11 protein-coding genes are annotated in these 14,398 nt (G+C 34.8%); 2 read left to right on the top strand and 9 right to left on the bottom strand.

All coding sequences use genetic code 11. The features are described from left to right. Positions 1-159 precede the first annotated feature (159 nt). From ACTNDN_RS17440 to dnaE, 7 genes are all read right to left on the bottom strand, one after another. Entirely contained in the window at positions 160-549 is a 390-nt protein-coding gene (locus ACTNDN_RS17440) for an FxsA family protein (protein WP_441131626.1), read from the bottom strand. A gap of 366 nt (positions 550-915) precedes the next feature. Next, a complete protein-coding gene (pyk, locus tag ACTNDN_RS17435) occupies positions 916-2,676 on the bottom strand; it encodes a pyruvate kinase (RefSeq protein WP_441131625.1) in 1,761 nt (586 codons plus the stop codon). A gap of 121 nt (positions 2,677-2,797) precedes the next feature. Then, the gene (gene pfkA / locus ACTNDN_RS17430; RefSeq protein WP_441131624.1) at positions 2,798-3,763 is read right to left on the bottom strand and encodes a 6-phosphofructokinase; all 966 of its coding nucleotides are present in this window, start codon (positions 3,761-3,763) and stop codon (positions 2,798-2,800) included. Between the two features lie 556 nt (positions 3,764-4,319). Then, entirely contained in the window at positions 4,320-5,273 is a 954-nt protein-coding gene (gene accA, locus ACTNDN_RS17425) for an acetyl-CoA carboxylase carboxyl transferase subunit alpha (RefSeq protein WP_441131623.1), read from the bottom strand. Next, positions 5,267-6,136, bottom strand: a complete 870-nt coding sequence (accD, locus tag ACTNDN_RS17420; RefSeq protein WP_441131622.1) for an acetyl-CoA carboxylase, carboxyltransferase subunit beta — start codon at positions 6,134-6,136, stop codon at positions 5,267-5,269. Before accD ends, accA begins: the two co-directional genes overlap by 7 nt. A gap of 69 nt (positions 6,137-6,205) precedes the next feature. After that, the gene (locus ACTNDN_RS17415; protein ID WP_441131621.1) at positions 6,206-6,826 is read right to left on the bottom strand and encodes a FadR/GntR family transcriptional regulator; all 621 of its coding nucleotides are present in this window, start codon (positions 6,824-6,826) and stop codon (positions 6,206-6,208) included. A 159-nt stretch (positions 6,827-6,985) separates the two neighbouring features. Next, positions 6,986-10,348, bottom strand: coding sequence for a DNA polymerase III subunit alpha (gene dnaE / locus ACTNDN_RS17410; protein WP_441131620.1), 3,363 nt, complete (start codon positions 10,346-10,348; stop codon positions 6,986-6,988). 535 nt (positions 10,349-10,883) lie between these two features. Between dnaE and ACTNDN_RS17405 the strand changes: the two genes are divergently transcribed. Both ACTNDN_RS17405 and ytrI read left to right on the top strand, forming a co-directional pair. Beyond that, on the top strand, positions 10,884-11,216 hold the full coding sequence (locus ACTNDN_RS17405; protein ID WP_284561240.1) for a YtrH family sporulation protein: 333 nt from the start codon (positions 10,884-10,886) through the stop codon (positions 11,214-11,216). Position 11,217: 1 nt separating this feature from the next. Continuing rightward, the gene (gene ytrI, locus ACTNDN_RS17400) at positions 11,218-11,727 is read left to right on the top strand and encodes a sporulation membrane protein YtrI (protein WP_284561239.1); all 510 of its coding nucleotides are present in this window, start codon (positions 11,218-11,220) and stop codon (positions 11,725-11,727) included. 154 nt (positions 11,728-11,881) lie between these two features. Here ytrI and ACTNDN_RS17395 read toward each other — a convergent pair whose 3' ends face one another. Together ACTNDN_RS17395 and ACTNDN_RS17390 are read right to left on the bottom strand one after the other, a co-directional pair. After that, on the bottom strand, positions 11,882-12,814 hold the full coding sequence (locus tag ACTNDN_RS17395; RefSeq protein ID WP_284561238.1) for a DHH family phosphoesterase: 933 nt from the start codon (positions 12,812-12,814) through the stop codon (positions 11,882-11,884). Positions 12,815-12,829: 15 nt separating this feature from the next. Continuing rightward, positions 12,830-14,149, bottom strand: a complete 1,320-nt coding sequence (locus tag ACTNDN_RS17390; protein ID WP_031534921.1) for a CBS domain-containing protein — start codon at positions 14,147-14,149, stop codon at positions 12,830-12,832. Positions 14,150-14,398: the final 249 nt, after the last annotated feature.

Raw genomic sequence — 14,398 nt, 5'->3', positions numbered from 1 at the left:
TCAACACTTCGAACAAATCTATTTGAATACGAAGGTGATCATCTACCTTGAGAAGTTGAAAAGTCATTTACACAAAAATATTGACAGTACCTCTTTTGTAAGAAGTTCAGACTCTTTCTTTATTACTATATATCATTATTTATTCCTTTTTGTCTATACTTATTGAATAATTGTTACTCTATTTTTCTTTTGCAACTTTCTTTGTATGCCCCTCATTAAGAGTAGCTTTACGCTTCTTCTTGTAGGAGGAATTAACATAATAGCTCCTACAATATCTGTTAAGAATCCAGGGAAAAGTAATAGTAATCCCCCAATTAAAACGCAAAAGCTATCTAGTATAGCGTCTCCAGGCACGATTCCTTGATTTAATTGAACCTGCACATTACGAATTGCCTTTAATCCCTGTTTCTTTAATAACATAGCTCCAAGAATTCCTGTTCCTATTACAACAAATAAAGTTTCTGGTATTCCAATTAAATTCCCTGCTAAGAGAAAGATTATAAGCTCTATTATTGGCAATAGTAGCAAGCTAATGAAAAAATTTCGCAAAAATTGTCACCGCCCTTCTCTTGTCTACCTACTTATATTATACCTTTATTCCTTTGCTGGTGATAGTAGACCGCCTTTCGTCCTACTGTTTATTTATGGTAATATCTTTTAATTTATCATTAGCATTATTTTTATAGGTGGTTTGGCGGAGGGGGCTTGGAGGTGCTCTGTTTCCATTTTTCGGTGAATATTATGAAAAGCTATTTTTCATTTCCGTTGCCAATGTAGCTTTCTTCCTTTCCTTGAACACTACTTTTTCTTTCTAACTACTATCGTGGCTATCATCATATAGCTTAACCTTTTCTAACTAAAAAAAGAAGAATATCCCTTGCCTTATAGCAAGGATATTCTTCTTTTAATCATTTTTTATAGTACGCTAGCATGTCCGCTATAAACATAACCGCTACGGGAATCAACAGTAATATCTAGTCCATCTTTTAAGATACTTGTTGCGTTTTCTACTCCAACGATAACAGGAATCCCAATGTTTAAACCTACAACAGCTGCATGGCTTGTTAAGCCGCCTTCTTCAACAATTACCGCACTACATTTTTCTAATGCAGGTACCATATCCCGATCCGTTGCATTTGTCACAAGAATTGAACCAAATTTAACTTTATCTAGTGCTTCTTTAGCACTAGTAGCGATTACAGCTTTACCAAATGCTGTCTTACGGCCAATTCCTTGTCCTTTAGCAAGTACATCTCCAATTACATGAATTTTCATGATGTTTGTTGTACCTGCTTCTCCAACAGGAAGACCTGCTGTAATAACTACTAAATCACCATGTGTAACAATAGAGCTGTTAACACCTTCTTGAACTGCTACATCTAGCATTTCATCTGTTGATTCTGATTTTTGGCTTAGGCGTGGATATACTCCCCAAACTAGCGCTAATTGTCTTTGAATACTTGCATCATATGTCACAGCGACAATTGGAGCTTCTGGACGGTATTTAGAAATCATTCTTGCAGTGTGACCGCTACCAGTTGGTGTAATTACTGCTTTTACTTCTAAATTTAATGCTGTATGGGCAACAGATTGTCCGATTGAATCAGTAATGGAATGCTCAGAATCTTTGCTGCGTTTAGATAATATTTCTTTATAATTTAATGCTTCTTCTGCTCTTGAAGCAATATTATTCATTGTTTGTACAGCTTCTACTGGATAGGATCCTGCAGCTGTTTCACCTGATAGCATAATTGCATCTGTGCCATCAAAGATTGCATTTGCTACGTCACTTGCTTCTGCGCGAGTAGGACGTGGATTACGTTGCATAGAATCTAACATTTGTGTTGCAGTAATAACAGGTTTTCCTAAAGTATTACATTTTTTAATTAATAATTTTTGTACTAATGGTACTTCCTCAGCAGGGATTTCTACTCCTAAATCACCACGAGCAACCATTAATCCATCAGAAACCTCTAAAATTTCATCAATATTATCCACACCTTCTTGGTTTTCAATCTTTGGAATAATATGGATATGAGAAGCGTTGTTATCTTCTAATAATTGTTTAATTTCTAAAACATCAGATGCACGGCGTACAAAAGATGCTGCGATAAAATCAATTCCTTGTTCAATACCAAAACGAATATCATTTGCATCTTTTTCAGTCATACCAGGAAGCTTTACAGCTACCCCAGGAACGTTAACACCTTTTTTGTTTTTTAATGTTCCTGAATTTAAGATTTTTGTATGTATTTCACCAGCTGATTTATCTATTTTCGTTACTTCTAGACCAATTAAGCCGTCATCCAATAAAATTTTGCTACCTGGTTCAACATCATCAATTAATCCTACATAAGTAACAGAGAACTTTTCTGTAGTACCTTCCACTTCTGTCATAGAAACGATGATATCATTTCCAGCAACTAATTCAATTGCGCCGTCTTTCATGTTATTTGTTCTGATTTCTGGACCTTTCGTATCTAAAAGAATCGCAATATTGTTTCCAGTAATCTCTGCTGCTTCACGAATATTTTTTATTCTAGCACCATGCTCTTCAAAATCTCCATGAGAAAAGTTAAGGCGAGCAACATTCATTCCAGCTTCCATTAATTGCGTTAATTTTTCCACGCTTTCACTTGCAGGACCAATAGTACATACAATCTTTGTTTTACGCATTAATAATTACCTCCGATAAATAATAGTAAAAAAATAATAGCTAATTTCACAGCATTTTAGGAATTTATGAGTTATCTGTACAATTAAATAGACGAGATAATCATAAATTCCTATCGATTTATTAAATAGATAATTCCTTTGATAAGTGATATAAATTACTATCAATCGTATGTTTACGCGCTAAAGCTTCAATGATATCATAATCAACAAGTTGATTTTTCTCGATACCTACAGCTCGACCACCTTTACCTTCTACAAGAAGCTCAACTGCATAAGCACCTAGGCGGCTCGCTAATACACGGTCTTGAGCAGTAGGGGAACCACCACGCTGCATATGACCTAACACAGATACACGTGTATCGAAATCGGTATTTTCTTCAATTAATTTACCAATTTCAACACCACTTGCAACACCCTCAGCAACGACAAGAATACTATGTTTTTTGCCGCGTTCTTGCCCTTTTTTCAATCTGCCAACAATCTCTTCTAAATTAAAGCCTTCTTCAGGGATAAGAATTGTTTCAGCACCACCAGCTAAACCAGCCCATAATGCGATATCGCCAGCATTTCTCCCCATAACTTCAATAATAAATGTTCTTTCATGAGAAGTTGCAGTATCACGGATTTTATCAATTGCATCAATAACTGTGTTTAGTGCTGTATCAAAGCCAATGGTAAATTCTGTTCCAGGTATATCGTTATCAATTGTACCAGGAACGCCCACACAAGGATAACCTTGTTCTGTAAGCGCCTTCGCACCCATATAAGATCCGTCTCCGCCAATAACAACAAGACCATCAATATTATGTTTTTTTAATTGCTCAATTCCTTTTTGTTGTCCTTCTTTTGTTTTGAATTCTTCACAACGTGCAGAAAAAAGGAATGTTCCACCACGATGAATTATATCGCCAACAGAACCAACTTCTAACTTTCTGAAGTTGCCGCTAATTAGTCCCGCATAACCACCAATAACTCCATATACTTCTACTCCATGAAAAATCGCTTTACGAACTACTGCTCTAACGGCAGCGTTCATTCCAGGTGCGTCACCGCCACTTGTTAATACACCAATTCTTTTAACTGTCATTTCCTCACCTCATAATTTCTTAACAAATAAATTATGTAGCATAACATACATATACTATTATATAACAAATTATCTGTCTGCAACATTTTTCACAAAATTTACATATATAATTTTATGTAATGCTAACTTTTGTAAATTAATCTAGAAATTGTTTATCCTCTATTAATTCCCGATATTTGTATCCAATTCTCCATTAAACAATACTACCATATCATGAAGAATCGCGCATCTCAACTTAAACTATGAAAAAAATAAAAGACGGAATAATCAGCAAATTGAAATCGTTTTATAATAATACGTATTTTTGATCTTTCCCTATTTCTATCACTTTAAACCATAAGAACAAAATCATTTAAACAGTTTTATCATACACATTTCACTTTTTTTTATGTATATGTTTTCTTAGTTTATTGTAAAATTATGTCTAGCATTCACTAGTTTTACCCTACATACAACTGAAAGCGTAAATTCTAAATAGTTACTCCTATAGTTTCATCAAAAAGACTGTAGACAGTTTTTATCTATGTCTACAGTCTTAATGCTTGTTATTAGCGTTTTAACTATTTTTATATGCTCCGATATTTTTAAACTTATTATAACGATGATTCACAAGTTCTTCCTTTGTCATCGCTTTTAATTCTTTCAGAGATGCATATAAAACCTCATCGATTTGCACTGCTTGTTCTTTTATATCATGATGTGCTCCACCTTTGACTTCTCTTATAATCGAATCGATAATACCTAATCCTTTTAAGTCTGGAGCTGTAATCTTCATTTTTTCGGCAGCTTGTTTTGCCTGTCCAGCATCTTTCCATAAAATAGATGCTGCACCCTCAGGAGTAATAACCGAGTAAGTAGAATTCTCCAGCATATGGATATGGTTACCAACACCAAGAGCTAATGCTCCACCACTACCACCTTCCCCAATTACGATACAAACAATTGGAACTTGCATGGATGCCATTTCAAATAAATTTTTTGCAATGGCTTCACTTTGTCCTCTTTCTTCGGCAGCTTTACCTGGATATGCACCTTTTGTGTCAATAAAACAAATAATGGGACGATTGAACTTATCCGCTTGCTTCATCAAACGAAGCGCTTTTCGATATCCTTCTGGATGGGGCATTCCAAAATTCCTACGGATATTTTCTTTTGTATCCTTCCCTCTTTGATGACCAACAATTGTTACAGGCAAACCTCTATATTTTGCAATTCCGCCTACAATTGCCTCATCATCTCCAAATCCTCTATCGCCATGCAACTCGATAAAATCTGTAAATAAATGAGAGATATAATCTAGAGTCGTTGGTCTATTTGGATGTCTAGCAATCTGAACCCTATCCCATGGCTTCATATTATCATAGATATCATTTTCAAGTTTTTTTAAGCGAAGCTCCAATTTTTCAATTTCTGTACTTAAATCAACATTTGCATTTTCCGAGAAATCTTTCAACTCTTTAATTTTATCTTTCAAATCATTTATAGGCTTATCAAAATCTAATCCTACCACTCTAAATCACCACCATTTTGATGCATTTCCAGCACTAAGCTAAGCTTTTCTTTTAACTCTAATCTAGGTATGACTGCATCTAATTGACCATGCTTTAGTAAAAACTCTGCTGTTTGAAAATCCTCAGGAAGTTCTTCTCCAATTGTTTGCTCAATAATTCGACGTCCTGCAAAACCAATTAATGCACCTGGTTCAGCAAAATTATAATCTCCAAGCGAGGCGAAACTTGCAGAAACTCCTCCTGTCGTTGGATGTGTCATAATCGTTATATATAAACCACCGTTATCACTAAATCGTTTTAATGCGGTACTCGTTTTAGCCATTTGCATCAAACTTAATACGCCTTCTTGCATTCTTGCTCCACCTGAAGCAGTAAAAATGATAAACGGTACTGAAAGCTCGTCTGCCTTTTCAATAGCAAGCGTTATTTTTTCTCCAACTACCGATCCCATACTCCCCATTCGGAAAGAAGAATCCATTACTGCTATTACTACTTTATTTCCATTTATTTCGCCAGTGCCAGTAACAACAGCTTCATTCATATTCGTTTTCTTAATATCTCCAGCAATCTTATCCTCATAGCCAGGAAAATGTAACGGATTTCCTGTTTTCATGTCCTCATTTAGTTCGATAAAAGTTGCTTCATCAAGGATACTATCCATTCTTTCATATGCTTTCATTGGTAAATGATACCCACAATTCAAACAAACCTTTAAATTCTTCTGTAGCTCACGTGTATACATTATTTTCTTACAATTAGAACATTTTGTCATAATACCTTCAGGAACTTCATTTTTCGATAATTCTGAAGGCAATGTAGCATATTTAAGTTTTTTCGATTTCGAAAATATCCCCTTTATCAATATGGAAACCTCCCCATAAGTAACAATTTAGATTTGAATCGGATTCCTGTCATTTCCATGCACCATTATTCATTTAAAGTTATTGTAACTACCATACACATCCCATAATTTCATTTGATCCTTATCATGTAATGCATCTAAAAGAAGGAGGAAATCTTCCCTCCTCCATTTTTTTGTAGGAATCGTTAAGGAGTGGTAATAGTCATTCAAAATTGTCCATAAACGATGGACCAAAAAATTATCAGCTATTTTGATTAACTGAAAGAAAAATTCACTTTCTGATCGTTCTTGCGCTTTCACCCATTGTTTTAAATATTCAATTTCATCTGCTGTTATTTTTTCCATCGCAATATATAGAGCGTTTAATTGAATATAATTCTTCGTCTCCAAAACATCTTTCTTTGCTTTATCATTCTGCAAGATAAATGTACTGATCAGTTCTACTAGTTTATGACCTTGGAAATCACGAAGAAAGGTTCCTTCCCCTTTTCTTGTTTCAATAAGTCCAAGTAGCTCTAATGCCCTCAAGGCTTCCCTAATAGACGATCTTCCAGCTCCTAGCGTTTCACTTAATACCCGTTCAGATGGAAGCTTGTCCCCCGGCTTAAGACCATTCTGATCAATCATTTCTCGTAAATGATTGACGATATCCACATATAATTTGGATTCCTTTAAAGATGATTCTTTCACCTTATGTCATCACTCACTTCTTTCTTGCCATAATAGGGCAAATATAATTAGAAAATAAATAAAGTATAAGTACAATAATCCAACCCCAAAAAATTCCACTAAGTGGTCTGACCAGTTAGCTTATTAAACAATATACTATCTTTGAAAAGTTGTAAAGTTTTATTCGGCTAAGACAACTTGATTAGTACCAAGCAGTGCAGTTAATTCTTCGATACATTCCTTACTTGGAGAAATTTTATATTCTTCGCTCAAAATTATATTTTTTCCTGTTTCTTCATAATGAATAATAACAGGTGTGATTCCTGGATATTTCCTAATAATCGTAAGAAGCTTTGCTTTTTGGTTAATCATTTTTTTCTCACTCATCACTTTAATAAATAGCTTATGATTTTTTTTTGGAAGTGATTGGACTATCGTTCCAATCGATTCAACCATTTGAATAACTAGTTGTTTCGTTCCATTTCTGTCTTCACATTTCCCTTCCATATAGACTGTATCACCTATTTTTAGCAGTTCATGATATTTTTTAAAGACAAGTGGAAAAATAACGCCTTGAATGTCACCACTTTGATCGCTTAACTGTATAAAAGCCATCGGTTCGCCTTTTTTTGTACGTATTGCATTCAATTCTGTAATATATACAATACATCTTTGTTTCTTCCCTGTTTCTAACTCATTAATGGGAGTAGTTTGTAAAGGAGTCTGATACTGTTTATAAATAGATACAGGGTGGTCTGACAAGTAAAAACCCAATGCATCTTTTTCTAAAGTTAATTTATCCTCGACTTTAAGTGGCTCCACTTCTACATATTTCGGCTTAAAAAAGAAATCGTCGTCACTAAACAAATCATTTTGGTCTGTATCCTCTGGATGTACTAATTGTGCATGCTGAATGGCAACATCAACGGTAGCAAGCAGTGTAGCCCGGTCTACGCCAAATTCATCAAAGCTTCCTGAATAGATTAGCATTTCCATCACTTTTCTATTTATCGTCTTTGGAGAAACACGAATACAAAAATCAAATAAATCCTCAAATTTTTTCTGATTTCTTGCCTTTATTATTTCTTTCATTACGTTTCCGCCAATTCCTTTTATCGCAACTAAACTATAACGAATTTTGTTCTTTTCGACTCGGAAAAAGTAATTACTTTTATTAATGGATGGCGGAGCCACTTCGATATTCATTTGTTTTAATTCTTGGATATATTGAAGTATTTTCCCTGTATTTCCAATAGACGATGTCAGTAACGAAGCCATAAAATATAGGGGATAATTAGCCTTTAAATAAGCAAGCTGATAAGCAATCATACTATATGCCACTGCATGGCTCCTATTAAAACCATAATTAGCAAATCGTACTATTAACTCATATATTTCATTCGCCGTTTTCTCGTGATATCCTTTTCTTTCCGCACCTTTTACAAAATGAATCTTTTCTTGTTCTAAAATATCTTTTTGTTTCTTGCTCACAGCTCGTCTTAACAAATCTGCCTCTCCTAGCGAAAAACCAGCCATTTTAGAAGCAATTTGCATTATTTGCTCTTGATAAACAATTACTCCATATGTGCTGCTTAATATTTCTTCTAAATCAGGATGATAATAGTTAATCGACTCTTTGCCATGTTTTCTATTGATGTAATGAGGAATATTTTCCATAGGTCCTGGACGATAAAGCGCATTAACGGCTACTATGTCTTCAAAATCAGTTGGCTGTAGCCTTTTTAACACATTGCGCATTCCTTCTGACTCCAACTGAAATATCCCAGTTGTCTCCCCTTTACTTAGAAGACTGAACACAGCTGAATCATCAATCGGTATTTTTCTAATATCAATTTTTTTCTTCGTTGTTTTGTAAATCATTTCAAGAATGGATTCCATGAAAGAAAGATTTCTTAATCCGAGAAAGTCCATTTTTAATAAACCAAGTTCTTCTAAATATTCCATGCTATACTGTGTTAAGTATATATCTTCATGCCCACTTTGAATCGGAATAATTTCCACAAGCGGTTGCTGACTAAGCACTACGCCAGCAGCATGAGTAGAAGTATGCCTTGGAAGCCCTTCAATTTTACAAGCGGTATCAAATAGTTTTTTATTACGAGGAGATGATGCAACAAATTGCTGCAATCTGGTTGATTCTTGATAGCTTTGTTTAAGATTGATTCCTAACTTGGATGGAATCATCCTTGAAAGTTCATCCAACTCTTTTACAGAAAGACCAAACGCTCTGCCAACATCTCGCAAAGCAGCTTTAGCTGCCAATGTCCCAAAGGTAATAATCTGTGCAACATGAAGTTCTCCATATTTATTTTTCACGTATGAAATAACTTTTTCACGCTTATTATCCGGAAAATCAATATCGATATCAGGCATGGAAATTCTCTCCGGATTTAGAAACCTTTCAAAAAGCAATTGATACTTAATAGGATCTACATCTGTAATATGTAAAACATAGGCAACGATTGACCCAGCGGCCGATCCTCTCCCTGGACCTGTTAAAACACCATTTTCTCGTGCGTACTTCATAAAATCCCAAACAATTAAAAAATAGTCGCTATAATTCATTTTTCCAATTATACCAAGTTCATATTCTAACCGCGCTCTATGTTCTGGAGTAGGCTCTGGATATCTTTCATTTAATCCAGCAAGACATAATTCTTTCAAATAGCTTAGTGCGTTTTTCCCTGTAGGTACAGTATATTTAGGCAAGGTAGCAAGTATACCTTTCATCTCTATCTGGCAAGATTCTCCTACATTCCAAGTATTCTCAAGAATCTCTGGAACATCATGAAATAGTTCTATCATTTCTTCTTTATTTTTTAAATAATGCTGATTGGAATTCCATTCATTTTGCTCTAAATCTGATAGCTTTTCCGAATTTTTAATTGCCTTTAAGCATTCATAAGCAAAATGATCCTCTTCCTTTAGGTAAAGTACATTATTTGTTGCTACAAGCTTCACTTCTTCTTCGATAGCTAATTTCCTTAATTGTTCATTGAACGTTTCCTCTATGGATAAACCATGTCTTTGGATCGATAAGAAGCATTGGCCACGTTCAAAAATAGTCTTCCATAACAATAATGTATTTCGTGCCGATTCCATATCATCCTTCAGAATACTTTGTTCCATTTCTCCCTCGAATCCTGGGGAAATGGCTATCAAGCCCTTTGCATAATGCTTTAGCCACTTCACCGGAATTCCTTGTGGATTCTTTGTTTGAATGGCACTGGTAATTTTTAATAAATTTTTAAACCCAAGACTATTTCTAGCTAATAAGATTAATGGATATGCATTTTCCTTTTCCCTTTCACTTATTACATCTACTGTTAGTCCAATAATCGGTTTTATTCCTTGCTTCCATGCTTCTTTATAGAAAGAAGCTGCACCATACATAACATTTCGATCGGTTAAAGCAATGGAATGATACCCTTGCAATTTAGCATTGCTGACCAACTCTTTTATCGAAAGAGTACTAGATAAAAGACTATATGCGCTAGAAACCTGAAGATGTACAAAAGACATAAATTCACCACTTTTCTTGTAAATTTTTCAATTTCCTATTAACAGAAAATATATTATTATGCTCATTCCTTTAAAAAGAACGAATTTCAACCGAAAATCTTCGGTTACCGTCCTTTTAGGATAATTTTTAAAAATATCATTTTCCCCTTAAAAATGTTTGGGGAAATAAACCTTTTTCCTTTCATTATAGTTGTTCACAGCAAAAAAAGAAAATATGTTCTCTTTATGGAGCTTTCCGAGTATTTAGAAATATTCCCATTGCATTTATAGGAAATGGGATACGATTTATAATCAAAAAACGATGCAAACATCCCCCCTTTAAAACATATAAAAGGAAGTTGTTAAAAACACTCATAAAACTGATAGTTTGTCCATAGTAATAAGAATAGAAGAATACTAGATAACGGTTTTACCATTTTTCAAAAGTGTTGCTAATAAGCGTGATGAATACGACAAACAATCTTTAGTCCTTGCTAATAACTTTGCGGTCTTTTTAGCAATGGACAAAACTAAAAAAGATAGAGAGGGTAAACATATGAACCAACAGCCATTCTTCCCTACCTTCATTGAAAGTTACTTTATTGCATTAGGCGTTATATTAGGTGGAGCACTTTTAGGCGGTCTCGCCGCATTTCTAACAGGAAAACCACTCATCACAGAAATCATCCGTGTATCTGGAATCATAAAAATCTGGGCAATCGTCACCGCAATTGGTGGTACATTTGATGCGATTGATACAATTGAAAAAGGAATTTATGATGCCGGAACAAAGGATTTATTTAAGCAAATCTTATTAATTGTCTCTGCTTTTGGTGGCGCGCATACTGGAATAACGATTATAAAATGGATAACGCAGGAGTATATTTAAAATGAGAATTCCACCATATTATAAAAATCAGGCAGTGCAGCGTTTTTTTGCCGGGATGGTAATCGGCGGGATAATCAGTTGGTGCATTTTTGTCTTTATTTTTGGCGTATGGCAGGAAAGATATAGTTCAGAAATTAAAACACAAAAAGCTACCATTGAAGATTTAGAAAGAGAGAAGAAAATTTGGCAAGAGGAGTTTGCTGCACAAAACAAAACAACCGAGGAAAAGCTGACAGTTGAAAGCATTGTTGTAAAAATAAACAATACAGATAAAGAAAAATATGACATTAAGCCATTCAATGCCCTTGAGATGGAAGATGCGATGAAAGAAGATTTATCGACCATTATTGCCAAAGACCTTGATATGGTATATAAAAGTCGGGCATTACTGAAAAAATCAATCGAAAACAAAGTAGTAGAATCTGATAAGAAGCGCTATAAATTTAAAGTAACAGAGTTGATTATCTATACAACAGTTCATGTTGAATTAAGTGTTACCTTTGCCGATTAAAAAGCAGCACGAGAAGGAGCAACCTTTCCTTACCAAAGAATTGTTCCGTTCATGAAGTAAATGAAGATAGTTCACTAAAAAACGACACTTACTTAGCTTTTGAAATAAGGTGCTGCTCCATAAAAATGAGACAGCACCTCTTTACTAGTAAAATTTATTTACAAACTTCCTCTAAATCTCTTATTACTGTACCTACTTCATCCCAATGATATATTGTTGCACCTGAAGCTAAAGGATGCCCTCCACCATTATACTTTTTTGCAATACCATTAATAACTGGTCCTTTCGAACGCAGCCTTACTCGTATTTGATCAGACTCCTCTATGAAAAAGGCCCATGCTTTTAAACCTTTTACACTTCCAAGACTGCTAACAAGTAAAGAAGCCTGTGCTGGAGTAGCATGAAATTGATCTAGTATCTCCTTGTTAATCATCATGCTTGCAACACCATTTTCATGAACATTAAAATTCTGGAGCACAAATCCACTCAGCTTTACAATAGAAGGGTCAAGTTCGTACATTTGGTCATATATATCTGTACGCGAAAACGAATACTTGATTAATTCTCCAGCATAATGAAATGTTTTTTCTGATGTGCTAGGATATAGAAATCTCCCTGTATCTCCAACAATTCCAGCATAAAGAAGCCTAGCAGCTTCATCACTCATCTTTAATCCTTGATCTTTTCCAAACAAATAAAGCTCATAAATCAACTCGCTAGTTGAACTAGCTGTAGTCTCTACCCAAGCAATATCCCCATATGCATCATCATTTGGATGATGATCTATCTTAATCAGCATTTTACCTGTTTGATATCGCTGGTCACAAACTCTTTCTTGATTAGCTGTATCACATACAATGACTAAAGCATCTTTAAATGTACTATCATCAATCTCATCTAATCTTCTAAGAAAGTTTAATGAGATTTCTTCTTTCCCTACGGTGTACACGTTTTTTTCCGGAAAAGAGGCTTTAATGATTTCAGCTAATCCCCCTTGAGATCCATATGCATCAGGATCTGGACGTACATGTCTATGAATAATGATTGTATCAAACACTTTAATTGCATCTAGTATTTGCTGTTTCATTTATTTCTCCCTTCCTTAATGACGGTCAATTAATTGACACATCATCATCGCTTTTCCTACAAGGATCCCATGGTTAAATACTTCCACATCTACCTTCCCAAATTTTCGTCCAACTTCTAGAATTTTTGGGGAAATTTCAATAACACTATCCATTTGAACAGGCTTGATAAAATAGATTGTCATATTTTCTACAACTAAATCCCCTTTTTTAAAACCTCTTAGTATTCTATTCGCTGCTTCTGATACAATTGTTGTAAAAACCCCGTATGAGATAGTGCCTAAATGATTTGTCATTTGCGGTGTCACTTCACAGGAAAAGGTAGTTTCCCCCTTATTTTTCCCTTTTGCCAACAATACATGCTTTGTTACAATATCATCAATTGTTTCCCCGATTTGAGGCTGCCTTTGGTTCATTTGCAATGCCTTTAATACATCTTGTCGACTTATGATTCCTTCTAGCTTATTTGCTTCATCTACAACAGGTAGTACTTCGATACCTTCCCATACCATCATATGAGAACAAGAAGCAACACTTGTTTTCCCACTAACAGTCATTGGATGCTTTGTCATGACTTTATCAATAGTCATATCCATCGATTTTCCGATAATATCCTTAGAAGTAATCATTCCTTGCACTTTAAAGCTTTGATCAACTACTGGAAAGCGTCCATGCAAAGTGTCTTTATTATATTGATGCCACAATGCAACATTATCTGTTGTCTTTAAATAGATTGTATCTTTAAGTGGCGTTAAAATGTCTTCCACTAAAACAATCTCTTTTTTTATTAGCTGATCATAGATTGCTCGATTTATCATTGCTGCAACAGTAAATGTATCATAGCTTGTTGAAATAATGGGCAGCTGCAATTCATCTGCTAATCTTTTCACATGATCCTCTGTATCAAATCCGCCCGTTATTAAAACCGCTGCTCCTGCTTTTAAAACATGCTCCTGTGCACGGACTCGATTCCCAATAATCAAAAGATTACCAGCACCCGTGTAACGCATCATTGCATCTAATTTCATCGCTCCGATAACAAAACGGTTCAATGTTTTATGTAAACCAGCTCTTCCGCCAAGAACTTGTCCATCGACAATATTTACTACTTCAGCGTATGTTAATTTCTCAATATTCTCTTTCTTTTTCCGTTCAATTCTAATCGTACCGACTCTTTCAATTGTACTTACATATCCTTTATTTTCTGCCTCTTTAATTGCTCGATAAGCAGTACCTTCGCTTACATTCAATGCTTTTGCGATTTGACGGACAGAGATTTTCTCTCCTACTTGTAATTCATCAATATAGTTTAATATTTGCTCATGTTTTGTAGCCAAATTACCACCCTCTTTTTAAGAACAGCGCATTGCATCCAATCTAACCTTTAAAAAGTCCTGTTCTTTTGATAAGGAAAGGAAACTTCTTGAAGTTTAGGCTAGACGAGAACGACTTGCACTAGACATTTTAATACCTTTTTTTCTATTTATCTGAAATTATTATCATTCAACTATTGAAAAGCTTACATATCTTTATTATAGAGTGAACTACTAGGGTATTCAATGACTTCTCGACTAATCGGTATAAAA

This window comes from Niallia sp. HCP3S3_B10, assembly GCF_052064465.1.
GTDB classification, from domain to species: Bacteria; Bacillota; Bacilli; order Bacillales; family Cytobacillaceae; genus Niallia; species Niallia hominis.
The sequence above is the reverse complement of the archived record's forward strand: the minus strand, read 5'-3'. Positions and strand labels throughout refer to the sequence as shown.

Bases quoted from the DNA above. Each gene is read 5' to 3' on its own strand.
- pyk (WP_441131625.1), bottom strand. From the start codon at position 2,676: ATGCGTAAAACAAAGATTGTATGTACTATTGGTCCTGCAAGTGAAAGC.
- pfkA (WP_441131624.1), bottom strand. From the start codon at position 3,763: ATGACAGTTAAAAGAATTGGTGTATTAACAAGTGGCGGTGACGCACCT.
- dnaE (WP_441131620.1), bottom strand. From the start codon at position 10,348: ATGTCTTTTGTACATCTTCAGGTTTCTAGCGCATATAGTCTTTTATCT.
- ACTNDN_RS17405 (WP_284561240.1), top strand. From the start codon at position 10,884: ATGAACCAACAGCCATTCTTCCCTACCTTCATTGAAAGTTACTTTATT.
- ytrI (WP_284561239.1), top strand. From the start codon at position 11,218: ATGAGAATTCCACCATATTATAAAAATCAGGCAGTGCAGCGTTTTTTT.
- ACTNDN_RS17395 (WP_284561238.1), bottom strand. From the start codon at position 12,814: ATGAAACAGCAAATACTAGATGCAATTAAAGTGTTTGATACAATCATT.